At 46.9% G+C, this 22,639-nt stretch carries 20 protein-coding genes; 11 read left to right on the top strand and 9 right to left on the bottom strand.

What is annotated here, in order from left to right; all coding sequences use genetic code 11:
- Positions 1 to 28: 28 nt before the first annotated feature.
- The 6 genes from L2744_RS01220 to L2744_RS01195 all read right to left on the bottom strand — a co-directional run bounded on the left by L2744_RS01220 (position 29) and on the right by L2744_RS01195 (position 7,448).
- Positions 29 to 502, bottom strand: a complete 474-nt coding sequence (locus tag L2744_RS01220; protein ID WP_248990338.1) for a LabA-like NYN domain-containing protein — start codon at positions 500 to 502, stop codon at positions 29 to 31.
- Positions 503 to 698: 196 nt separating this feature from the next.
- Positions 699 to 3,839, bottom strand: coding sequence for a multidrug efflux RND transporter permease subunit (locus L2744_RS01215; RefSeq protein WP_248990337.1), 3,141 nt, complete (start codon positions 3,837 to 3,839; stop codon positions 699 to 701).
- Positions 3,839 to 4,957 carry an efflux RND transporter periplasmic adaptor subunit gene (locus L2744_RS01210; protein WP_248990336.1) on the bottom strand — a complete coding sequence of 373 codons (1,119 nt, stop codon included), beginning with the start codon at positions 4,955 to 4,957 and terminating at the stop codon, positions 3,839 to 3,841. Before L2744_RS01210 ends, L2744_RS01215 begins: the two co-directional genes overlap by 1 nt.
- Positions 4,958 to 5,259: 302 nt before the next feature.
- On the bottom strand, positions 5,260 to 5,757 hold the full coding sequence (locus L2744_RS01205) for a nuclear transport factor 2 family protein (protein WP_248990335.1): 498 nt from the start codon (positions 5,755 to 5,757) through the stop codon (positions 5,260 to 5,262).
- Positions 5,750 to 6,415, bottom strand: a complete 666-nt coding sequence (locus L2744_RS01200; protein WP_248990334.1) for a DsbA family protein — start codon at positions 6,413 to 6,415, stop codon at positions 5,750 to 5,752. Before L2744_RS01200 ends, L2744_RS01205 begins: the two co-directional genes overlap by 8 nt.
- A 109-nt stretch (positions 6,416 to 6,524) precedes the next feature.
- The gene (locus L2744_RS01195; RefSeq protein WP_248990333.1) at positions 6,525 to 7,448 is read right to left on the bottom strand and encodes an MBL fold metallo-hydrolase; all 924 of its coding nucleotides are present in this window, start codon (positions 7,446 to 7,448) and stop codon (positions 6,525 to 6,527) included.
- A 234-nt stretch (positions 7,449 to 7,682) separates the two neighbouring features.
- Between L2744_RS01195 and L2744_RS01190 the strand changes: the two genes are divergently transcribed.
- Positions 7,683 to 8,642: a LysR family transcriptional regulator gene (locus tag L2744_RS01190; RefSeq protein ID WP_248990332.1), complete on the top strand. Its 960-nt coding sequence runs from the start codon at positions 7,683 to 7,685 to the stop codon at positions 8,640 to 8,642.
- A gap of 127 nt (positions 8,643 to 8,769) precedes the next feature.
- Here L2744_RS01190 and ettA read toward each other — a convergent pair whose 3' ends face one another.
- A complete protein-coding gene (gene ettA / locus L2744_RS01185) occupies positions 8,770 to 10,437 on the bottom strand; it encodes an energy-dependent translational throttle protein EttA (RefSeq protein ID WP_248990331.1) in 1,668 nt (555 codons plus the stop codon).
- A gap of 189 nt (positions 10,438 to 10,626) precedes the next feature.
- On the opposite strand from ettA, the gene glyA reads away from it, so the two are divergent.
- The 9 genes from glyA (at position 10,627) to L2744_RS01140 (ending at position 18,278) form a co-directional block, all read left to right on the top strand.
- Positions 10,627 to 11,880, top strand: coding sequence for a serine hydroxymethyltransferase (gene glyA, locus L2744_RS01180; protein ID WP_248990330.1), 1,254 nt, complete (start codon positions 10,627 to 10,629; stop codon positions 11,878 to 11,880).
- 276 nt (positions 11,881 to 12,156) lie between these two features.
- Complete coding sequence (gene nrdR / locus L2744_RS01175) at positions 12,157 to 12,606, top strand: transcriptional regulator NrdR (RefSeq protein WP_105251748.1); 450 nt, start codon at positions 12,157 to 12,159, stop codon at positions 12,604 to 12,606.
- Between the two features lie 109 nt (positions 12,607 to 12,715).
- Complete coding sequence (gene ribD, locus L2744_RS01170) at positions 12,716 to 13,870, top strand: bifunctional diaminohydroxyphosphoribosylaminopyrimidine deaminase/5-amino-6-(5-phosphoribosylamino)uracil reductase RibD (protein ID WP_248990329.1); 1,155 nt, start codon at positions 12,716 to 12,718, stop codon at positions 13,868 to 13,870.
- A gap of 11 nt (positions 13,871 to 13,881) precedes the next feature.
- The gene (locus L2744_RS01165) at positions 13,882 to 14,538 is read left to right on the top strand and encodes a riboflavin synthase (protein ID WP_248990328.1); all 657 of its coding nucleotides are present in this window, start codon (positions 13,882 to 13,884) and stop codon (positions 14,536 to 14,538) included.
- A 65-nt stretch (positions 14,539 to 14,603) separates the two neighbouring features.
- Positions 14,604 to 15,707, top strand: a complete 1,104-nt coding sequence (ribBA, locus tag L2744_RS01160) for a bifunctional 3,4-dihydroxy-2-butanone-4-phosphate synthase/GTP cyclohydrolase II (protein WP_248990327.1) — start codon at positions 14,604 to 14,606, stop codon at positions 15,705 to 15,707.
- A gap of 130 nt (positions 15,708 to 15,837) precedes the next feature.
- Positions 15,838 to 16,314 (top strand): 6,7-dimethyl-8-ribityllumazine synthase, encoded by a 477-nt coding sequence (gene ribH / locus L2744_RS01155; protein WP_198780709.1) that lies wholly within the window; start codon positions 15,838 to 15,840, stop codon positions 16,312 to 16,314.
- Positions 16,315 to 16,328: 14 nt separating this feature from the next.
- Positions 16,329 to 16,733: a transcription antitermination factor NusB gene (gene nusB / locus L2744_RS01150; RefSeq protein ID WP_248990326.1), complete on the top strand. Its 405-nt coding sequence runs from the start codon at positions 16,329 to 16,331 to the stop codon at positions 16,731 to 16,733.
- 78 nt (positions 16,734 to 16,811) lie between these two features.
- Positions 16,812 to 17,768: a thiamine-phosphate kinase gene (gene thiL / locus L2744_RS01145; protein ID WP_248990484.1), complete on the top strand. Its 957-nt coding sequence runs from the start codon at positions 16,812 to 16,814 to the stop codon at positions 17,766 to 17,768.
- A 15-nt stretch (positions 17,769 to 17,783) separates the two neighbouring features.
- Entirely contained in the window at positions 17,784 to 18,278 is a 495-nt protein-coding gene (locus L2744_RS01140; protein ID WP_248990325.1) for a phosphatidylglycerophosphatase A family protein, read from the top strand.
- Positions 18,279 to 18,370: 92 nt separating this feature from the next.
- Here the strand turns inward: L2744_RS01140 and recN are convergent, their stop codons facing one another.
- Positions 18,371 to 20,029: a DNA repair protein RecN gene (recN, locus tag L2744_RS01135; protein WP_248990324.1), complete on the bottom strand. Its 1,659-nt coding sequence runs from the start codon at positions 20,027 to 20,029 to the stop codon at positions 18,371 to 18,373.
- A 128-nt stretch (positions 20,030 to 20,157) separates the two neighbouring features.
- Entirely contained in the window at positions 20,158 to 21,120 is a 963-nt protein-coding gene (locus L2744_RS01130; protein ID WP_248990323.1) for an AEC family transporter, read from the bottom strand.
- Between the two features lie 499 nt (positions 21,121 to 21,619).
- Here L2744_RS01130 and lldR point away from each other — a divergent pair, with 499 nt between their 5' ends.
- Complete coding sequence (gene lldR / locus L2744_RS01125) at positions 21,620 to 22,519, top strand: LysR family transcriptional regulator LldR (protein WP_248990322.1); 900 nt, start codon at positions 21,620 to 21,622, stop codon at positions 22,517 to 22,519.
- Positions 22,520 to 22,639: the final 120 nt, after the last annotated feature.

Below are 22,639 nucleotides of genomic sequence, written 5' to 3'. Positions count from 1 at the left end.
TGTCGAATATACAGTCACGGTTTTTAACTTAAAGCAGTAAAGCCTCATCTATCGGATGAAACTGATTAGTCGCATCCCTTAAGGATTTTGCCGTAAGAGTGGGGACGCCATACACTTGGGTTTCAACCCCATATTTTTGTGCGACCTTTTCCAGCAAGAGATCGAAATCGCCATCCCCAGATAACAAAATTACAGTATCCACCTCGCTCGCCGCTTCCATCACATCAATTGTAATGCCCACATCCCAATCGCCTTTGGCCGAACCATCGCTGCGTTGGATAAACGGCTTTAACTTTACCTCAAAACCTATGTGCTTTAGCGCGTCTTGGAATTTCAACTGCCCATCGTCACCTTTGTGGATGGCATAAGCAACAGCCAGCACTATGTCTCCCTCGTAGCCTAAGTGCTGCCACAATTTACGGTAATTAAATTGACGACCATAGGCTTCGCGGCAGGTGTAATAGATGTTTTGCACATCGACAAATAAAGCGATTTTTTTCAAGATGATATCCAGCCGAGGGGGAGGGAAACACTATAACATACAAAGATGACCCCGAATGCATAGGGCGTTATTCGTGGGCTAATGAGCAAATTTGGTGAATTTTATATTCGATGAATGTTGTTGATGAACCCCAGTTATACCCATAAAACAAAAGGCCAAGCCGCTTTGCGCCTTGGCCTTTGTTGAGTAATCGCATTTACGTTTTAGGCATTAACTCATTTTGTTTGGCCGCTTCTTGCGCGGCTAACTCCTGTGCCTTGATAGCCGCTTCCAGTTTTGCTTCAACATAACCCGGTGAATGGGTTGCTGCCGAGATTAACCGGTACATGGCGGGGATCACAAATAGTGTTACAAAGGTGGCAAATGCCATCCCAAAGAACACCACTGTACCTACGGCAATACGACTTTCTGAGCCCGCACCCGTTGAGAAAATGAGGGGGACGGCACCGACAAGTGTGGTGAAGGCTGTCATTAAGATTGGCCGTAAACGACGGGTCGATGCATCAATAATGGCTTTATCAAGCTCAAAACCTCGGTCTCGTAATTGGTTAGCAAATTCAACAATTAAAATACCATTTTTGGTCACCATACCGATAAGCATGATCATACCGATTTGGCTGTAGATATTGATGCCTTGACTGGTGACTAAGAGGCCTAAGAAACCACCAAATACGCCCATAGGTACAGTAAACATCACAACTAACGGGTTAATAAAGCTCTCAAACTGAGCGGCTAAGACAAGATAAGCCACCAGCAAAGCTAAGCCAAATACAATCAGAATACTGCTTTGGTTTTCCTTAAACTGTTTAGATTCACCCGTGTAGCTAACGGAAATATCCTTAGGTAATAATTCGATTGCTTTATTTTCTAAGAACTCTAGTGATTCACCTAAGGTATAACCCTCACTGATGTTGGCCTTTAGCGTGATCGATTTTTGCTTGTTGGTGTGGCTGAGTTTTTGCGCCGAGGCAACTTCTTCAATATGAGTCACAGTGTCTAAGGTGACTAATTCACCTTTTGCGGAGCGCATATAGATTTGGCTTAAGTCACCGACGTTATCAAAGCTGTTTTCATCGCCACGTAGATAGACATCGTATTCTTCACCGCGATCAACATAGGTGGTTTCTGTGCGGCCACCGAGCATCACTTCTAGGGTTTGCGAAACTTCATCGACACTGATCCCAAGTTCAGCAGCGCGTTCTTTATCTACGGTCACAATCAGCTCTGGTGTGGTTTCGGCGTAGTCTAAGTCTGCACCTTCCATCATAGGGCTAGCGTTAGCTTCCTCTTTTAAGATCTGCGCCCATTTAAACAGCTCACTATAATCGGAGCCGCCAAGCACAAATTGTACGGGTTCGCTCGATTGCCCTCTAAAGCCTGGCATCATAGGGCGAACCATCACATCGGGGATATCTTTTAGGGCAGAACTAATAATACCAAGGGCTTGCTGCGCTGTGACATCTCTGTGTTCCCAATCTTCTAACTGCATGATAACAAAGCCTGTTTGATCGCCTGCACGGCCACCAAAGGCGGGAGCTTGCACACTAAAGGAGCGCAACACACCTTGACCGAGTAAAGGCATGAGTCTGTCTTCAACTATGTCCATGTTGGCTGTCATGCGGTTATAACTGGTGCCTTCAGCGCCTTTCACAAAGGCGTATAACACGCCACGGTCTTCCTGTGGTGCCAGTTGTGACGGAACCTGTTGCATTAACCAAACGCTGCCACCCATGCAAGCTAAGATCACTAATGGGGCGATAAGGCGAAATTGAATCGCTTTAGCCACACCTGCGCGGTAAACCTTTTCCATTCGTACAAAACCGCTATCGACCCAGCGATTAAAGCGATTGGGTTTGACATTAGCTTTGAGCAATTTACTGCTAAGGACGGGGGTAAGTGTTAATGCGATGAGTGACGAGAACATCACAGATACCGCAAGCATTACCGAAAATTCAGTAAATAGCAGTCCGACCATACCTTCCATAAATGATATAGGCAGAAACACCATCACCAACACAGCCGTTGTGGCAACAACCGCAAAACCCACTTCACGGGTGCCTTTATAGGCCGCAAGCAGCGGTTCTTCCCCTTTTTCTATATGGTGGAATATGTTTTCGACCACCACAATGGCATCATCGACGACTAGGCCAATGGCGAGAATTAATGCCATTAAGGTCAATAAGTTAATCGAGTAACCAAATATATTAGCAGCGATAAATGCTGAAATAAGTGATACGGGCACTGTCACCGCAGGGATTAATGTCGCCCTAACTTGCCCAATAAAGATATAGAGCACCAATACCACTAAGGCGCCCGTCACAAAGAGGGTGTTATAGACCTCGTTGATTGAACGGTCGATAAAGACAGTTGAATCGAAGTCGACCACTAGACTTGTCCCTTCGGGAAGAAAATTTTGTACGCGATCGACTTCTTTGTGCACCTCTTGGGCCACCACTAATGGGTTGGCATCGGACTGAGTAATAATCCCTAAACTGAGGTTTACAATACCATCGCTTTTAAAGGTTGAGTTTTCATTCTGTGCGCCAACGGCGACATCGGCCACATCTTTTAAATAGATAGGCGTACCATCGCTGGCGGTGCGTACCACTAAATAGTCAAAATCCTTTGGTGTGTAATATAGACGTTTCGTCCTCACTGACATGACAGTGGTGTCATTACGAACTTGCCCACCGGGTGTTTCTACGTTTTCCTTACGCAATGCATTGGTGATATCCGTGACGGTCACGTTACGTCCTGCCATTTGCTCGGGTCTGAGCTTGACGTACATAACCTTATATAAACCACCTGAAATACTGATAGAGCTGACACCGCTGATCAGGCTGAATCTATCTTCCAATACGCGCTGGGCATAATCGGTCAATTGGGTGCGGTCCATCATGCTAGAACTTAAGTTGACATAGACAGAAGGTTCACCCGAACCATTGTCTTTAGAAACCACGGGATCTTTAGCATCTTCTGGAAGGCGACGTTGGGCGCGGGCAACCGCATCACGGACGTCGCTTACACCTTCGGTTAAATTCCAGCCAAGGAGAAATTTAACCGTGATACGTGAGCTACCATTACGTGTGGTAGAGGTGATTTCATCAATACCACTGATCCCTGTGAGTTCATCTTCGAGGGTTTTAGTGATTTGGCTTTCCATAATGGCCGCGGAAGCACCGGAGTAACTGGTACTGATGGTGACCACTGGGCTTTCAACATCGGGCATTTCACGTACCGACAGTTTAGTGAAAGACACAAAACCGAATACGCATAGCAACAGGCTTAAAACGATTGCAACGACGGGGCGTTTAACTGAAACATCGGACAGCCACATTATTTGGTCTCCGTCGCTTTAGCATTTGAAGGTTTTGCTGCTTGCTCTGGACTAGCCGTATTTTTAGACCCGAGTGTAACCTCATTGATTTTTAAGCCATCGCGCATGTTCACTAACCCTTGAACCACGACTTTATCGCCAATTTTTAAACCGCTATCGATAAGCACTTGATCACCAACACGAGCACCTAAAATCACCTCCGTACGCTGGGCAATATGGTCGTCGCCAACAACATAGACATAGCGTTTTGTACCTGAGTATTCCAAGGCTTGGACAGGCACGATCGGTGCAGATATGGCGGGGAATGTGATGGTAGATGACATCATCATGCCGGGTTTTACACGATCTTTAGGATTGTCGAATTGCACGCGGATCTTTAGGTTCAATGTTTCTTCATTCACTCTCGGATCGATAGCCACCACTTTGCCCATAAAGGTTTCACCAGGCCAGGCACGGCTTGTGGCCGAAACGGGCATACCAATGCTGAGCTGCGCTAGGAAATGCTCAGGAACCTGCAGATCGAGGCGCATGCTGGATAAATCATCCAATGTCATCAGCTCAGTTCCGACACTCACCATCTTGCCTTCGCTGAAATTAATTAAACCGGTTTTACCCGCAAATGGTGCTATGAGTGAGTGATAATGCAAATCCGCTTGGGCAGAGGCTAAACGTGCCTGCGCAATATCTACACTTGCTTTTTGCGCATCAATTTCGGTTTGAGTAATCGCATTACGGCTGATCAGTTTTTCAAATTCTTTAAGTTTACGCTTCTCATCATTTAGGTATGCATTAGCTTCGGCCACTGCGGCCTGTGTTTTCATATCATCGAGTTCGATTAAGAGCTGGCCTTTTTTCACGGCTTGGTTTGATGTGACTGCGATTTGTTTTATTTTGCCAGTGACTTGGGGGGCAACCACTACAGCGCGTTCTGCGGCGAGTTTGCCAATAAGCGAAATAGATTGCGCCAGCGGATGCTCAACCACTTCACCTGTCACCACGGGAACAGTGCGCATTAGATGTGGGGCGCTCTCGGGTTTAGCCGCTTGAAGGACATCACTAAAACTTACTGCTGCGGCAACAACTGCAAGCAGGGCTATGGCAATAATGGTTTTTTTCATTGGAATGATTATCTCGCACAAAGGCTGTTAAGAGGGCGATAGCGCTATGATGGCTATTCTAATGAATAACGTACGCTTATTGGGTAAAAGTTTGTAAAGTTAAGCTCACGAAAGTGAAAGAAATTGTGTTTTTCATCCAATTAAGACAATTAATTTGGCAATTAGGGTGTTTTCTATACTGAGATGGTATTGGCTAAACGCAATATATTGAAAAACAAAATAATACGGATAAGGTCTCAAGGCGGCAAGCAACAAGGCGAGCTTATGGAATAAGTCTGCCTTGCTGTGTGATGGTTGTTCAATTATTGCATGGCATTCACAACGGTTTTGCTATCCACAAACTGCTCAAAGCTGATGATTTTACCTTGGTGTAATTGCCAAAGATGAGCAACTCGCGCGCTAAAGGTTTTACCCGTTTTTACATAACGGCCTGTATAAGTACCGTAGGCAAAGACTTTATCTCCTTGAGCGACATAGTCTTCAATCATGACGCGATAGTTATCCCACTCGGTTCCTAGTCTATCAAACACATTGGTGGCTATATCGCTAAAACCTATGTAAGTACCTGCATAGGGAAATCTTTCTGCCTCTGTCCAGCGTGCATCTACCGCCAGCGCTTGCTGCAGGTTATGGGCGTTTTCGGCTGAATTTTGTCCTTCATAGGTACTTTTTACGATGGCGAGATTAGCCTCGGTTTGCCTTAATAATTGGGCTTCAGTGGTTAAATGCGCCTGTGATCCGTGTTTTTCAATCATATGCACCTCAGCTTGCTTGGTTATAAAGGCATCAGGGTTATTCATTATGGTCATCAAATTGTGTTTCTAGGTGGCTTAACCACTGGGCGGGTTGGCCGTAGAAGCGGTTGATATTAATGGCAGTTAGTTTGCCGTCCTCTGCCTCCATCGCCATCGAAGGAAAGCCTTGGGCACCAATTTGATTGAGCAGCGCGCGTGACGCGGCAATATGCTTATACAGTTTGCCTTCTCCTTGGGCGTAATGTAGCGCAAAGGCTGCTGGGTCGAGCCCAAGCTCTGTGGCTATTCTTGCGAGATTGCCTTCATCACTGGCACTGTGGCCATCACGGTAATGGGCGAGTTGCACTGAGTGTAGATAGGCTAAACTGTCGCCGCCTATAGCTTCGACTGCGAGCATGGCTTTAATGGGCGGCGCCGAGTCGAGTACGATTGTGGTATCACGCAGCAGACCGTCGAAATAGTTTTCCCCAAAAGTCTGTCCGGTTAACTCGGCAATGCGCAAGTCATGCGGCATAACATAGTCGCGCCAGTTAGCATCGATTTGTTTACGTCTTGGGCCCGTGAGCATACCGCCGCCGTGGAGCTTAATGGTAAAGCCAGCTTTGGCTGCAACGTCGAGTAAAGGCGCTGCCGCATAACACCAGCCACATAAAGGATCGATAATGGCGTGCAGAGTGCGCGTTTGGTGAGTTTGGCTGTGCATTCTAAACCTCTTAGATTCTGACATTTTTAACTAAAGCTTTTTAAAACGATATATTAGGCACGCAATCTAGTACGTGCCTCAGTCCACCTAACGGCTAATCTCGATGGGCTTACATAGGCCAGGTCATTTCGCCCATGTAAACTTTGGCGCTGATCTCTAGCCCTGCATCGGCTGGCATTTGTGGGTATAGTGCTAACATCTTTTGGATTAATTGGGCTGAATCCTTCGAGGCTTTTGCCGCCACTTCAAAGGCTTTTACATATTCACGGGTAAAACCGATGGCGCGGGTATCAAAGCGAGCCTCGCCTAAGTAGTGACCTGGGATAACGGTAGTCGGCAGCAGTTTTTCCATTGCATCTAAATGGGTTAACCATTCCTGCCGCTCAGAGGCAGTTTGACTGTCTGCCATCCAAACATGCGTGTTATCAAATACTTCTACGCCACCTGTAATGGTTTTTGCCGATGGCACCCACAGGAAAGTGTGTTTAGGGTGTTTATCATTAAAACCTTTAATAATCACTTGCTCACCGTCGATAGTAAAAGTGTCACTGTGAATCGCCTTAGGTAACACTAATTCCCTTGGCGCATTGTCTTTTAAAATCGGCCCCCAGTAGGCGAGTTTGCCTTCCATTGAGGCTTTAATGGCATCGACAGTAGTTTGAGTCGCGACGATTTGTGCATCGGGGAAGTGCTTTTTAATCACGGCTAAACCGAAATAAAAGTCAGGATCGCTATGGCTGATATACACCTGAGTCAGTTTTTTACCGCTGGCCTTAATGGTATCGACCAATGTTTGGGCATCGTTATTTTGAAATTGCGCATCGACTAACATCATTTCATGCTCGCCACTGATAAAGCTCGATGACACGGCAAAGATGCTATTTTCGCCCGGATTAAAATGGCTCACTTGCAATGGCGCAGCATTGACCGCACTGAGTCCAGCCAGCAGCAAAGTGGCAGCTAGGCTGATTTTAGACGAGGCCTTCAACGTGGCGTTAACTGTGTTGCGTATTGCATAGCTTGATGTGTTCATTTTGGGCTCACTTATAGTCACAGGATGAGAGTAAAGGGTTCGATTTAGCATTCATTGATTTGCAGCTGCTGCGAAAGTGAGTTAAGTATAGGTTGCAAAAATCACTAGATAAATGCGTTATAATGCCCATGTTTGTTGCATAAATCGGATGAATAGCCGCGTATACTCTTGCACTCTTGGTTATGTGCGTAATGAGTGAGCCCTTGAGTAAGTCAAAGTGAGTGGAGATAAGTAATGGACAGACTCGAAGCGGCTAAGGTGTTTGTCACTATTGTTGAGCGTGGCAGCATGATTAGCGCCGCCAATGCCTTAGATATGTCGCGTTCTATGGTGACCCGTTACTTGAGCGAAATGGAGGAATGGTCTGGTGCTAGGCTGCTTCATCGCTCGACGCGCAGCCTCAGCTTGACGCCAGCGGGTGAGCAAGTGCTGGATTATTGCCATAAATTACTCGAACTGGCTAACGAAGTGCCGTCGGTCAGTAACGCAGGTATGGCGATTCCGCGGGGATTATTGCGCATTAGCTGCTCACAGTTTATGGCGCATCAGATCTTAGCGCCCGTGGTGCGCCAATACTTAGCCAGTTATCCGCAGGCGAGTGTGAATTTCCACGTGAGTAGCCAAACCGTCGATCTGGTCGCCGAGCGGATTGATCTGGCAATTCGCATCACTAATGAGCTCGATCCTAATCTTATCGCAAGGCGCTTGGGTGAATGTGAATCTGTAGTATGTGCCGCCCCCAGTTATCTTGCGGCGCGAGCCAGCGTGCTGCATCCCGAGGATTTAACTCAGCATAACTGCTTAACCTATTCCTACTTTGGCGATGTGATGTGGCGCTTTTATCAAACCGATATGGCTGCGAAACAGGCTCAGTCGCTGAATTCCGAGCCTCATTCAAACCAAGATCAGGCTGTAAATCTAGGGCAAGCGTTTAACGTACCGGTGAATGGTAATTTCAGCGCCAATGATTCCATGGTGGTACTCAATGCCACGTTAGTGGGCGAGGGGATTGCTATGCAGCCCGTTTGGGCGGCAAAACCCTATTTAGACTCGGGTCAACTGGTGCCTTTGTTAACTGAGTTTAAGCCCCAGTCACTCGGTGTGTATGGCGTATATCAATCTCGCAAACATATGCAACCTGCACTTAGGGTGATGATGGATATGCTGGTGGCCTACTTTGCTAGCTTGAAATAGTGCTAGCTTGAAATAGTGCCAGCTTGAAATAGCGATAAAATTCACGCCCTAAATTGAATGGAATAAAAAGGAGCTTAACCCTTTCGAGCTAAACTCCATTTTGTAGGCTTGTAGAATCTAGAACCTTTTATTTAATCATACGCTTATATTTCAAGCGGTGTGGCTCAACAATATCGGCGCCATAGGTGTTTTTCAACCATGCCGAGTATTCTGTGTAGTTACCTTCGTAGAAGTTCACTTGGCCTTCGTCGCGATAATCCAGAATGTGGGTCGCGATACGGTCGAGGAACCAACGGTCATGCGAAATCACCATAGCGCAACCTGGGAATTCCAGAATCGCTTCTTCCAGTGCGCGCAGGGTTTCAACGTCTAAGTCGTTGGTGGGTTCGTCGAGTAACAAGACGTTACCACCCGCTTGCAGCAGTTTGGCTAAATGCACCCGGTTACGTTCACCGCCCGACAGAGTGCCGATGACTTTTTGCTGATCCGCACCACGGAAGTTGAAGCGGCCCACATAGGCGCGGCTTGGAATTTCCATGTTGTTGATGCGCATGATGTCTTGGCCACCTGAAATTTCTTGCCAGATAGTGTTCTTATCATTCATCGAATCGCGGAACTGCTCAACCGAGGCCAGTTGTACTGTTTCACCCAGTTCAATCGTGCCGCTGTCTGGCGTTTCAGCGCCCGATAACATGCGGAACAGGGTCGATTTACCCGCGCCGTTGGCACCGATAATACCGACAATAGCGCCCTTAGGCACAGAGAACGACAGGTTGTCGATCAATACGCGGTCACCGTAAGACTTAGTCAGGTTATTCACTTCGATGACCTTGTCACCTAAACGTGGTCCGGGCGGAATAAACAGCTCGTTAGTTTCGTTACGTTTTTGGTAATCGTTAGTGTTCAGTTCTTCAAAGCGCGCCATGCGGGCCTTGCCCTTAGATTGACGGCCTTTGGCGCCTTGGCGTACCCATTCCAATTCCTTGGCAATGGTTTTTTGACGGGCGCTTTCGGTGGCAGATTCTTGCTTTAAGCGAGCATCTTTCTGCTCAAGCCATGAAGAATAGTTACCTTCCCACGGAATACCTTCACCGCGGTCGAGTTCTAAAATCCAGCCAGCGGCATTGTCGAGGAAGTACCTGTCATGGGTAATCGCGACCACAGTACCAGCATATTCCTGCAGGAAGTGCTCAAGCCAAGCCACAGATTCAGCATCCAAGTGGTTGGTGGGTTCGTCGAGTAACAGCATTTCAGGTTTTTCAAGCAGCAAGCGACAAATCGCCACGCGGCGACGTTCACCACCGGATAATACTTCGATTTTCTCATCCCAATCTGGCAGACGCAGGGCGTTGGCGGCGCGCTCAAGGATATACTCTAAGTTATGGGCATCTTGGGCTTGAATAATGGCTTCGAGTTCGCCTTGTTCTTTAGCAAGGGCGTCGAAATCGGCATCCGGCTCGGCGTAGGCGGCGTAAACGGCATCGAGGCGAGTCAGGGCATTTTTAGCCTCAGAGACCGCTTCTTCAATCGCTTCACGCACGGTTTGCGTCGGATCGAGTTTAGGTTCCTGTGGTAGATAACCTATTTTCAAACCCGGCATTGGGCGTGCTTCACCTTCAATTTCGGTATCGATCCCCGCCATAATGCGCAGTAGTGTCGATTTACCTGAACCGTTGAGGCCTAATACGCCAATTTTGGCACCGGGGAAAAAGCTTAAAGAAATGTCTTTAAGGATCTGCTTCTTAGGTGGAACAACTTTGCCCACCCGCAGCATGCTGTAAACAAACTGAGCCATTTTTCTCTATCTTAAGTGACTAATGATGCGGCTAATTCTACTCGATTGCGCGCCGAACTCAACTCGACAATGAGCCAAGTTCAAGCACTATCTGCAGGAATTTCATGTTTCAAATACTGGGATTGTGGTCACGTTCCGAGTAGAATACCGCGCAACCCTACCTATAAGAATTGGCTGCTGGAGTAAGCAATGCTGAAAAAAGATATGAATATCGCAGATTATGATCCGGAACTGTTTAACGCAATTCAGAATGAAACTCTGCGTCAAGAAGAGCATATTGAGCTGATTGCTTCTGAAAACTACACCAGTCCACGCGTGATGGAAGCGCAAGGTTCACAGTTAACCAACAAGTATGCTGAAGGCTATCCAGGCAAGCGTTACTACGGTGGTTGTGAGTATGTGGACGTAGTTGAAACCTTAGCGATTGAACGTGCTAAGGAACTGTTTGGCGCAACTTACGCTAACGTGCAACCTCATTCAGGTTCACAGGCAAACAGCGCTGTTTACATGGCATTGTTAAAACCTGGCGATACCGTACTTGGCATGAACTTAGCTCATGGTGGTCACTTGACCCATGGTTCACCGGTTAACTTCTCTGGCAAACTATACAACATTATTCCTTACGGTATCGACGAGTCTGGCAAAATCGACTACGACGAAATGGAACGTCTGGCCGTAGAACACAAGCCTAAGATGATGATCGGCGGTTTCTCTGCCTATTCAGGTATCGTTGACTGGGCAAAAATGCGTGAAATCGCAGATAAAATCGGTGCTTATTTATTTGTCGATATGGCACACGTTGCCGGTCTTATCGCAGCTGGCGTTTATCCAAACCCAGTACCACACGCCCACGTTGTGACTTCAACGACCCACAAAACCTTAGCAGGTCCCCGTGGTGGTGTGATCCTGTCTGCTGCTGACGATGAAGACTTGTACAAGAAGTTGAACTCTGCAGTATTCCCCGGCGGTCAAGGTGGTCCATTGATGCACGTTATCGCAGGTAAAGCGGTTGCGTTCAAAGAAGCCCTAGAGCCAGAATTTAAAGTGTACCAACAGCAAGTGGTTAACAATGCTAAAGCTATGGTTGAAGTATTCCTTGAGCGCGGTTACAAAATCGTCTCTGGCGGAACCAGCAACCACTTAATGCTAGTTGACCTGATTGGCCGTGACTTAACGGGTAAAGAAGCCGATGCCGCCTTAGGCAGCGCTAACATTACCGTGAACAAAAACTCAGTGCCAAATGATCCACGTTCACCCTTTGTGACATCGGGTGTGCGTATCGGTACGCCAGCGATTACGCGCCGTGGTTTTAAAGAAGCGGAATCGAAAGAGCTGACTGGCTGGATTTGTGACATCCTTGATGATGCTAACAATCCAGCAGTGATTGAGCGTGTGAAGGGCCAAGTATTGGCACTTTGTGCACGTTTCCCTGTTTACGGCTAAGTTGCCAGCGCATCTTCGCATAAAGAAGATGAAGGGCCGAGATTGACCGCCGGCTGACTTGATACATATAACATCAGGTACTTAGCATCTGGCACTTAACATTAGGTTGTTAAGCTCAGGTAGTTAACCTCAGCCCATAAATAGGATAAAATCCCATGGCCGCATCTCGCGGCCATTTTTATTGGTAAAATCTTAGGCTTAAATTCACTGAGTTTGGCCGAGATTTAACCGGTAAAGCCATTAACGCTTTACCACCATTCACTGGCAGGAGGCTCAATGCATTGTCCATTTTGCAGCGCGACAGATACTAAAGTCATCGATTCCCGATTAGTGGCAGAAGGCCACCAAGTGCGCCGTCGCCGAGAATGCACCGAATGCCATGAAAGATTTACCACCTTCGAAGGTGCCGAGTTAGTCATGCCTAGGGTGATTAAGCGCGATGGTTCACGTCAACCCTTCGATGAAGAAAAACTCCAAGGTGGCATGCTGCGTGCCGTTGAAAAACGCCCCGTGTCTATGGATGAAATCGAGCAAGCACTCAGCAAAATCAAGTCCACCCTGCGCGCCACGGGCGAGCGGGAAGTGCCGTCTGAAATGGTCGGCAACTTAATGATGGAGCAATTGATGAACCTAGATAAAGTCGCCTATATACGTTTCGCTTCTGTGTACCGCGCCTTCGAAGACGTCTCTGAATTTGGCGAAGCCATCGCCAAACTGCAAAAGTAGTCATTCAGCTTTTGTCGCCTAAAAAGGCAGACGTGCAGTTGCTAAAAGCGTGAAAAGACAGGTTTTATAAGACAGGTGAAAGCCGAAACCTTTAACAACAGGGTTGAACATGAGCTTGAACATAAGTTGGTCCGTACTCGATACCCAAATGATGAGCCGCGCGATTCAATTGGCGCGCAAAGGCTTTTACACCACGAGACCCAATCCCAGTGTGGGCTGCGTTATCGTTAAAGATAACCAAATCATCGGTGAAGGTTATCATCAAAAAGCGGGTGAGCCCCACGCCGAAGTGCACGCACTACGTATGGCTGGCGAACACGCCCGCGGCGCAACGGCCTATGTCACCTTAGAACCCTGCAGCCATTATGGGCGCACGCCGCCCTGCGCCTTGGCACTTATCAATATTGGTGTTAAACGTGTGGTCGTGGCGGTGGAAGATCCTAATCCGCAAGTGGCTGGTCGCGGTATTCAAATGCTGCGTGACGCCGGCATTGAAGTGGATGTGGGATTACACCGCGATGAAGCCTATGCCTTGAATTTAGGCTTTATGAAGCGCATGGAATCAGGTTTACCCAGAGTCACGGTAAAATTAGCCGCGAGTCTCGATGGTAAAACAGCCCTGTCGAATGGTGTGTCTAAATGGATAACCGGCCCAGAATCCCGCCGTGACGTGCAGCGATTACGCTTACGTTCCTGCGCGCTGGTCACTGGAGTTGAAACCATATTGGCAGACGATCCTTCGCTCAATGTGCGTTATCAAGAACTTGGTGGTTTAAAAGACAGTCTAACCGAGGCGCAATTACTGCAACCATTAAGAGTGATACTCGACAGCCGTGCCCGTTTGCCGTTATCGGCCGCCTGCTTGGCTATCGTATCGCCAATATTGTTGGTCTCGACCGTGGCTTATCCCGCAGAGTTTCAAGCACAATTGCCCTCCCATGTGAGTTGCCTCCTGTTACCCGCAATTGCAGGTCGTGTCTCGCTTCCTGAACTATTAAACTATTTAGGCCAAAGTTGTAATCACGTGCTGGTGGAAGCGGGTGCAACCTTAGCGGGCGCTTTTTTAGCAGAGGGGCTTGCCGATGAGTTAGTGCTATACCAAGCGATGAAAATCCTCGGTGGGCATGGGCGTAATCTGCTGCAATTGCCCGATTATCAAACCATGGCACACATTCCTGCACTAACTTTGGTCGATGAGCGCAAATTAGGGCCAGATACCCGTTTAATCTTAAGCGTTAAGCTTGATACTTCTTTATTTAATTAAGTGAGTTAACCATGTTTACTGGGATTATTGAAGCCGTTGGCACCCTGCGCAAACTGGAGCGTAAAGGCGATGATATTCGCCTGACCGTGGCAAGTGGCAAATTGGATTTAAATGATGTGCGCTTAGGCGACAGTATTGCCACTAACGGAGTGTGCTTAACGGTTGTGCAGCAATTAGCCGACGGTTATGTGGCTGATGTTTCAGCGGAAACAGTGAGTCTAACTGGGTTTGCCAACTATAAAGTGGGCACTAAGGTGAATCTTGAAAAGGCCGTCACCCCAACCACACGCTTAGGCGGCCATATGGTTAGCGGCCATGTCGACGGTATTGCAACGGTTGAGCAACGCTTAGTGCGTGGTCAAGCTATCGAGTTTTGGTTAGCCGCCCCCGCAGAGCTTGGGCGTTACATTGCCCATAAAGGTTCCATCACCATTGATGGCGTGAGTTTGACGGTTAACGAAGTGGATGGCAGCCGATTCCGCTTGACCATAGTGCCGCATACCGCAGGTGAAACCACGTTAATCGACCTGCAAGCGGGTGATAAGGTGAATATCGAAGTGGATTTAATCGCCCGTTATCTAGAACGCTTGATGAGTTTTGATGGCAAAGACAGTAAGAGCGGTGGCGTCACCATGGAAATGTTAGCCCGTGCTGGGTTTGTGCGTTAGGCACTGGTAATAACCATACTTACGTATAGAATTTCATAACAACAGCAAAATCATAAGGTCCTACAATGGCGCTGCACAGTATAGAAGAGATCATCGAAGATATTCGTCAAGGCAAAATGGTTATTTTGATGGATGACGAAGACAGAGAAAATGAAGGTGACTTGATCATGGCGGCCGAAATGGTGACGCCAGAAGCGATTAACTTTATGGCCAAATATGGCCGTGGGCTCATTTGCCAGACCATGACCAAAGCCCGTTGCCAGCAGTTAAATCTGCCCTTAATGGTCACGAATAATAACGCCCAGTTCTCAACTAACTTTACGGTTTCTATTGAAGCGGCGGAGGGCGTGACGACCGGTATTTCGGCCCACGATCGCGCCGTGACGGTAAAAACGGCTGTGGCTAAAGAGGCTAAAGCGGCTGATTTAGTGCAACCAGGGCACATCTTCCCGTTAATGGCACAGGACGGCGGTGTATTAATTCGCGCCGGGCACACAGAAGCGGGCTGCGATTTAGCCCGTCTTGCGGGACTTGAACCATCGGGCGTTATCGTTGAAATTTTGAATGAAGACGGCACTATGGCTCGTCGCCCAGATTTAGAAATTTTCTCCGAGTTGCACGGCGTCAAAATTGGCACTATTGCGGCATTAATTGAATATCGCAACACCAAAGAAACTACGGTTGTGCGTGAAGCTAAATGCAAATTGCCGACCCGTTTCGGTGAGTTTGATATGGTGACCTTTAGAGACACTATCGACAATCAACTGCACTTTGCCCTAGTCAAAGGTGAGGTGAAAGCAGATTGTTTGGTGCGCGTGCATTTGCAAAATACTTTTAACGATTTACTCCATTCAGAGCGCGATCAGCAACGCAGCTGGCCACTCGAAAAGGCGATGGAGCGTATTTCTGCAGAAGGTGGCGTATTGGTTTTACTCGGGAATCAAGAACATCCCTGTGAAATCCTTTCTAAGGTGAAAGCCTTTGAAGCCGAAGATCAAGGTCAAGCACCTGCTTCTGCAAAATGGCAGGGGACGTCGCGCCGTGTGGGTGTGGGTTCGCAAATCCTCGCCAGCCTTGGCGTGACTAAGATGCGCCTGCTTAGCTCGCCTAAACGTTACCATTCGCTTTCTGGCTTTGGCCTTGAAGTGACCGAGTATGTGGCGGACTGAAACCCAAAGTTACACCGAAGTAAAATTAACAATTTCTGATAATTTGCATAGGGCTCTGGGCAATTTGCTGTGATATCATGTCGCCACTTTTCGCCCCGAGCTGGGTGCTTTAGCTAAATTAGGTAAGATAATGAACGTAGTTCAAGGTAATATCGAAGCGAAAAATGCCAAAGTTGCGATTGTAATTTCGCGTTTCAACAGCTTTTTAGTTGAGAGCTTGCTTGAAGGTGCACTTGACACGCTGAAACGTTTTGGCCAAGTCAGCGACGACAATATCACTGTTGTCCGTGTACCAGGTGCGGTTGAGTTGCCGCTAGCTGCGCGTCGCGTAGCTGCCAGTGGTAAATTCGACGGTATTATCGCATTAGGTGCGGTGATCCGTGGTGGTACTCCTCATTTTGATTTTGTTGCAGGCGAATGTAATAAAGGTCTAGCTCAAGTTGCTTTAGAATTTGATCTGCCTGTTGCCTTCGGTGTTTTGACCACAGATACCATAGAACAAGCGATTGAACGTTCAGGTACCAAAGCGGGTAATAAAGGCGGCGAAGCTGCTTTAAGCCTGCTAGAAATGGTCAATGTTCTGCAAGAACTTGAACAACAGTTGTAATAGTAGGAAAAATAATGAAGCCTTCTGAGCGCCGCAAGGCCCGCCGTTTAGCCGTTCAAGCCATCTATTCATGGCAACTAAGCGGGAATAACATTGCCGATATCGAGCATGAGTTTTTAACTGAGCAGAGTCTCGACGGTGTGGACGTAGCTTATTTTCGTGAGCTATTTTCAGGCGTTGCAACGAAGAAAACCCAATTGGATGAGCTTATCATCCCGCATCTGGAACGCCCGATCGATGAGGTGTCTCCAGTAGAAAAAGCCATAGTACGTTTAGCGACCTATGAGCTGACTTTCCGTAAAGATGTGCCCTACAAGGTCGCGATTAACGAAGCGATTGAGTTGGCAAAAGCTTTCGGTGCGGACGAGAGTCATAAGTTTGTGAACGGACTGCTCGACAAACTGGTTGCACGCAAGTAATAAAGACAAACGGTATCCTAGGATACCGTTTTTCATTGCTAACAAAGGTGGCCGATGTAAGTCGTGCCAAACTGTACAGTGAAAGAATTCCAATTAATTGAATGTTATTTTAACAACCGCGGCCCCACTCGCCGTGATGTGAAGCTTGGCATCGGCGACGATTGCGCTTTAGTGCAACCCGCGGAAAACAAGTCGATTGCAATCTCCTGCGACACCTTAGTCGAAAATGTCCACTTTTTCCCCGATATTCCTCCTGCTGCCTTAGGTTATAAAGCCTTAGCCGTAAACTTATCCGATCTGGCTGCCATGGGCGCCGAACCTGCGTGGATGACGCTTGCCTTAACGCTGCCTGAAGTGGATGAAATTTGGCTCAGTGGTTTTAGCGAAGGTTTATTTGAGGCTGCTGACTACTATGGTATTGCCTTAATTGGTGGTGATACCACTCGTGGTCCCAGAGCTATTAACATCACAGTGCATGGACAAGTTCCTCAGGGGAAAGCGCTCACCCGTCATGGTGCTAAAGCGGGTGATTGGATTTATGTCACAGGTACACTCGGAGATTCTGCCTTAGGGCTAGATATCATTCGAGGCACTCAACACGCCAGAGCTGAACATAAAGAATTCCTAATCAACCGTCATTATCGTCCGACGCCAAGGGTATTAGCGGGCCAAGCATTGCGTTCATTAGCCTCTAGTGCTATCGACCTATCCGATGGATTTATCTCGGATATCGGTCATGTACTTAAGGCTTCTGCGGTGGGAGCTGTTGTCGATGTGGCTAATATTCCCCTGTCCCGCGCGATGCAAGATACCGTTAGCGATGAACATGCCTTGGGTTATGCTCTGACCGGTGGCGAGGATTATGAACTGCTGTTTACGGTTCCTGAGTCCCAAAAAGGCGCGCTTGAGACCGCCTTGAGCCATGCAGGGGCAAAGTTTGTTCGTGTTGGACAAATCTGTGCGGGCAGTAAGCTCAAGTTGCAACTCAATGGTGAGCCCTTTACGCCGCCGTATCACGGTTTCGAGCACTTTTAATCGAAGAGCATGTTAATGAAATGGTTGTCAAAGGATCAGGTGTTAACTCGCCTATCATTAAAAAATCCTGTGCACTTTTTGGCCTTAGGTTTCGGCAGTGGGCTTGCCGCAAAGGCGCCGGGGACTTTTGGTACTTTAGCCGCAATCCCTTTATATTTACTCTTAGCACCGCTGCCTCTGGGGTGGTATTTGGGTTTGACTGTATTCGCTGCTTTGGCAGGCATTTACATTTGTGGTCAAGCCGCTAAAGATATGGGGGTGCATGACCATGGTGCGATTGTATGGGATGAAGTGACTGGACTACTCATTACTATGATAGCGGCACCTGCAGGCTGGATTTGGTTGTTAGTCGGCTTTGGTCTATTTCGCTTTTTCGATATCATCAAGCCTTGGCCTATTCGTTGGCTTGATGCCAAAGTCCATGGTGGCTTTGGCATTATGATCGACGATGTTTTGGCCGGCGTATTTGCGTTTATTTGTCTGCAAGGGCTAGTGTGGTGTTTTAACTAACATTGCTAACAGCTAGCCCTTAGTTTTTATTTTGCAGATTTTGGAAATTTAGAGTCGTTTAGTGACTTTGTACCTTATCTGCTTTATTTCTGTTATTGCAGCAGTTCCCTTGCGTTCGCTAGGGTATTGCTGGTGATGGTATCGCCGCCTAACAATCTTGCGAGTTCTTGAATGCGTTGCTCACGATCGAGCGACTTCATTGTGGTCTCAGTGCTTCCCGCCTTATTAAATTTATCGACGAACATATGTTGATGACCATTACCTGCGACTTGAGGCAAGTGAGTCACACACAGCACTTGGGTCGATTCCCCTAAGCTGCGCAGCATTCGGCCTACCACTGCGGCGGTAGGTCCTGAGATCCCAACATCCACCTCATCGAAGATCAATGTCGGTGTGGCAACTTTCTTCGCCGTAATCACTTGAATGCCTAACCCTATCCGTGAAAGTTCACCACCTGAAGCCACTTTAGAAATAGGTTGCAAGGGTTGGCCAGGGTTAGTGGTTACCATAAATTCGATATTGTCACTGCCGTTGGCTGACATTTGCTCTGGGTGGAAATTGACTTCAATAGTAAATTTACCCTTAGGCATATTCAGTTCGTGGATTGATTGAGTCACTAGCTTATCGAGCTCTTTAGCATATCTGGCACGGCTTTGGCTGAGCTTTTGGGCATTGCTAAGGTAAGCTGCTCTGCTCGCTTCGACTTGTTGCTGAACTTCTTCGAGTTTGCTTTCATCACTGTCTAAGGTGCTGAGCTCTGCTTTTAATGCTAGATGATGTTCCGCCAGTTTATTTGGGCTGACATGGTGCTTACGCGCCAGTTGCATGGCTTTTGATAGCCGTTCTTCTAAATAGGCGAAATGGGTCGGATCGAGTTCAAGCTTACTCAAATAGTGCTGTAATTCGCCTGCACTTTCTTGTACTTGGATTAAGGCATCGTTCAACATAGTGCTGACATTGCTTAATGCGGGATCGTAGCTTTGCAGATCTTCTGCAAGGGAAACGACGCGATTAAGTAGTGACTCAATATTATTTTCTTCGCCATCTGTCAGTAGATCAAGACTCGCCTGACAGGTATCAATGAGCTCAGTGCCATTGGCTAAGCGTTTGTGCTCTTGTTCAATTTCCTCGAATTCATCGACTTTAAGATCAAACTCATCGAGTTCTTCTACTTGATATTGCACTAATTGTTTACGGGCAATCCGTTCATGCTGAGAGGCTTCGAGTTGTTTTAGATCGGCTTCAATTTGTTTGCAGCGTTGAAAACTTGCGGCAACCGTATCGATAAGTAATCTGTGGTTGGCATAACTGTCGAGCAGGGTGAGTTGATGTTCGCTCTTTAACATCGCATGGTGAGCATGCTGGCCGTGGATACCTATAAGCAACTGACCCAATAATTTGAGTTGTGTCAGCGGCACTGGATTACCATTGATGTAGGCGCGTGAGCGGCCATCGCTACCGATAGTGCGACGTAGGATACACTCATCATCGAGTTCAAGATCGTTGTCTTCTAACCAACGTTTAGCCAATGGAATATCATCCAAGGAAAAGCGGGCGCTGACCTCGGTTTTATTGGCTCCTGGGCGAACACTGCTGGCATCGGCACGATTGCCTAGGCATAGACCTAGTGCATCGATGGCAATCGATTTACCCGCACCGGTTTCACCTGTGATGCTGGTCATGCCGGGGCGAAAATCCAGTTCTAAAAAACGGACGATAGCGAAGTTGTTAATGCTGAGTTGGCAAAGCATAGTGAATTCCTGTCGAAAAATATACCAAACCACTGTATTGATAAACAGTATATACTGATTTTATATACAGTAAAGTGGCTTGGGTAAATAATCGGCATAATTAGCGGTAAATACTTTCAATTAACTGATTATGCATGGGTTCTTACTAGGCTTTCTAATATGGGCAGACTGAAAAAAGTGACTAAGGTGCCGAATAAAATGCCCTGAGCACTGGTTGAAGCCTGAGTATTGTAGCGCTGGGCGAGCAAGTAAACGCTGGCTGCTGTAGGCAGTGCGCTGAGGATAACGCCCATAATCAGATAATCGCCATGCACACCGCAGTATTTCAACATAAAGTAGACTAGCACGGGCTGTATACCCAGTTTAAAAAGGTTGATTAGGCCTAACTCTAGGAAGTTTGAGAAACTAAAAATCTTGCTATCCTTTTGATACCGCATGGCTTTTGCGAGTACCATACCAATAGCAAATAGGGCGCAGGGGCTTGAGGTGTTACCTATTTGCTGGATCATTAGCGCCAGACCTGAGGGCAGTTTTATCTCCAGCGCCGAAATACCTACGCCAATCAAACTACCAATAACGATAGGATTTTTACCGACAGCCATTGCCATTATGACTAAGGCATGGTGTTGTCTTTGGGTGTTAGTGGCAAGTTCTAATGATACTAGCGCGACTGCAAACATAAGTACCGATAGCAGACTGGCAATGGCCGCAGCAACTAAAGCACTGTGTTGTTGTGGAAAGATTATCATCAGTAATGGAATACCTATAAACGCGGTATTACCAAAGGTGGCATTTAGGGCTCTAATTGTAGCAATCGCGTGCTCTTTTGGGTTGGCGATAAGTGAAATACCTAAACAAATTAGGTAGATAATTAGCATTGCTGCACTATAGCCTACAATAAATCCCCATTGTAAGATTTCGTTAATTGGCTGCTGAGCTAGGGCGATTAGCATGATCGCAGGAAAGGCAATGTAGTACACATATTGGTTTAATACTTGATCCGTTTCCACGGGGAGAAGTTTCAATTTTTGTACTAGTGTACCTAGTAGCATTATCCCGAAGACGGCAAACAGCGGGGTTAATAGTGTCATTCCCTCACTCATCCTTATGATTGGGTATTCGCAATGTAAGATAGGCTCATTGAGTACCATCTTGATCCAAATACATATGCCTGTACTAAATAGATTTAGCAGTTCATTTATACCGATAACTGAATTAGTAATATTCGAACTAGCGCAGTAAATTGTCCTGCAAAATAACATACCATTTGCAACTGATACTATTGCGCTATGGTCGTATATACCCAAACGAGCTCAAGATACGAGTTTCGGTGCGTCCACGGTGCTTCAATTCACAGTGCTTCAATTCAAGGTACATCAATGACAGAATGTCGGTCACCTTTTGAATTGGTGCAACACGGAAGTGGTGTCCCTTCGGCGCTCCGTCCAGCATGCCGTTAACATCAGTAGCTGGATCCTGCAGCATGAGGTTCTGTGGGGGGATAGATAATAATTCTATGTTTGAAATACAATGATTTAGCAATATAGTTGATATGTAGACCTAAGTAGCCTATAAAAATTTGGATGTGATATGAGTGATGATTTGGGCGGTGAATTACAGCTTCTTTATCTTTTTGTGCACTTAGTGAATGCAGGAAGTTTTTCACAGGCGGCCAAAGAGTTGGATATGCCCATTGCGACCGTGAGTCGTAAGTTAGCCAAATTAGAAGAAAAGCTCGATAAGCAACTCTTTATGCGCAGCACTCGTAAACTGAGGTTGACTGAAGAGGGATTAGCGTTATTTCAGCGTTATCAGAGTGTCATAGCCCAGTTTGATGAGCTTAGTGGCATTGGCAGTGATAAACCCGAAGGGACGTTGAGAATTGCCGCACCGATTTCTATTATCTCTATCATCTTTATCCGAGCTCTTAATGAGTTTGGTCGTTTGTATCCTGATATTCGCCTGCATATATCCCAGAGCAATGAGTTGGTTGATTTGATCGACAAAGGGATTGATGTGGCGATTGTTGGTGGCGCTCAGCCTGATTCTTCATGGGTATCGAGCACATTAGGCGAGTTAGATTACTGTTTATTTGCTACACCAGAATATTTAGCAAAGGCACCTAAGTTAACCCATCCAAATGATTTAGAAGCGCACCAACTTATCAAAGTTTGGCCATTATTTAATTGGCATTTAAAGCATCCAAACGGTGAATCCTTCTATTTTAATGGGCCGACCAAGCTAACATTGACGGATTTACATGGTGCTATTGAGGCGGCATTGGATAATGGTGGGATTTTGTACGGCCCTGAATTGTTTGTAAAACAGCAGATTAAAGAGGGCCGACTCAAAGTATTATTACCAGAATGGATGGGTGAACAGCGGCGGATTTCAATTTTGTATCATCAACGCAGTCAGCAACCGCTGAAGGTGAGAGTGTTTATTGAGTTTATGCAGTCAAGGTCGCCAGAATTGTTTTCTATGGCTTAAGTTGCCTTTGATGTTGAGCACTTGCATCGCTCAAGGCATCGTTTAATGACGATTATCTGCAATGCGGCTTTGCTGGCCTATGGTAAGTTTCCAACTGTCTATGCAACTTTCGCTATGGGT

Origin of the sequence: Shewanella profunda, from assembly GCF_023283765.1 — a bacterium.
GTDB lineage: Bacteria > Pseudomonadota > Gammaproteobacteria > Enterobacterales > Shewanellaceae > Shewanella > Shewanella profunda.
This window is presented reverse-complemented; position numbering and strand designations above follow the sequence as displayed.

Excerpts from the sequence above, each read along its gene's own strand:
- L2744_RS01215 (WP_248990337.1), bottom strand. The coding sequence starts at position 3,839 with ATGTGGCTGTCCGATGTTTCAGTTAAACGCCCCGTCGTTGCAATCGTT.
- ribBA (WP_248990327.1), top strand. The coding sequence starts at position 14,604 with ATGGCGCTGCACAGTATAGAAGAGATCATCGAAGATATTCGTCAAGGC.
- glyA (WP_248990330.1), top strand. The coding sequence starts at position 10,627 with ATGCTGAAAAAAGATATGAATATCGCAGATTATGATCCGGAACTGTTT.
- L2744_RS01140 (WP_248990325.1), top strand. The coding sequence starts at position 17,784 with ATGAAATGGTTGTCAAAGGATCAGGTGTTAACTCGCCTATCATTAAAA.
- L2744_RS01130 (WP_248990323.1), bottom strand. The coding sequence starts at position 21,120 with ATGACACTATTAACCCCGCTGTTTGCCGTCTTCGGGATAATGCTACTA.
- lldR (WP_248990322.1), top strand. The coding sequence starts at position 21,620 with ATGAGTGATGATTTGGGCGGTGAATTACAGCTTCTTTATCTTTTTGTG.
- recN (WP_248990324.1), bottom strand. The coding sequence starts at position 20,029 with ATGCTTTGCCAACTCAGCATTAACAACTTCGCTATCGTCCGTTTTTTA.
- L2744_RS01190 (WP_248990332.1), top strand. The coding sequence starts at position 7,683 with ATGGACAGACTCGAAGCGGCTAAGGTGTTTGTCACTATTGTTGAGCGT.
- L2744_RS01200 (WP_248990334.1), bottom strand. The coding sequence starts at position 6,415 with ATGCACAGCCAAACTCACCAAACGCGCACTCTGCACGCCATTATCGAT.
- ribH (WP_198780709.1), top strand. The coding sequence starts at position 15,838 with ATGAACGTAGTTCAAGGTAATATCGAAGCGAAAAATGCCAAAGTTGCG.
- ribD (WP_248990329.1), top strand. The coding sequence starts at position 12,716 with ATGAGCTTGAACATAAGTTGGTCCGTACTCGATACCCAAATGATGAGC.
- L2744_RS01210 (WP_248990336.1), bottom strand. The coding sequence starts at position 4,957 with ATGAAAAAAACCATTATTGCCATAGCCCTGCTTGCAGTTGTTGCCGCA.
- L2744_RS01205 (WP_248990335.1), bottom strand. The coding sequence starts at position 5,757 with ATGAATAACCCTGATGCCTTTATAACCAAGCAAGCTGAGGTGCATATG.
- nrdR (WP_105251748.1), top strand. The coding sequence starts at position 12,157 with ATGCATTGTCCATTTTGCAGCGCGACAGATACTAAAGTCATCGATTCC.
- nusB (WP_248990326.1), top strand. The coding sequence starts at position 16,329 with ATGAAGCCTTCTGAGCGCCGCAAGGCCCGCCGTTTAGCCGTTCAAGCC.
- ettA (WP_248990331.1), bottom strand. The coding sequence starts at position 10,437 with ATGGCTCAGTTTGTTTACAGCATGCTGCGGGTGGGCAAAGTTGTTCCA.
- L2744_RS01195 (WP_248990333.1), bottom strand. The coding sequence starts at position 7,448 with ATGAACACATCAAGCTATGCAATACGCAACACAGTTAACGCCACGTTG.
- L2744_RS01165 (WP_248990328.1), top strand. The coding sequence starts at position 13,882 with ATGTTTACTGGGATTATTGAAGCCGTTGGCACCCTGCGCAAACTGGAG.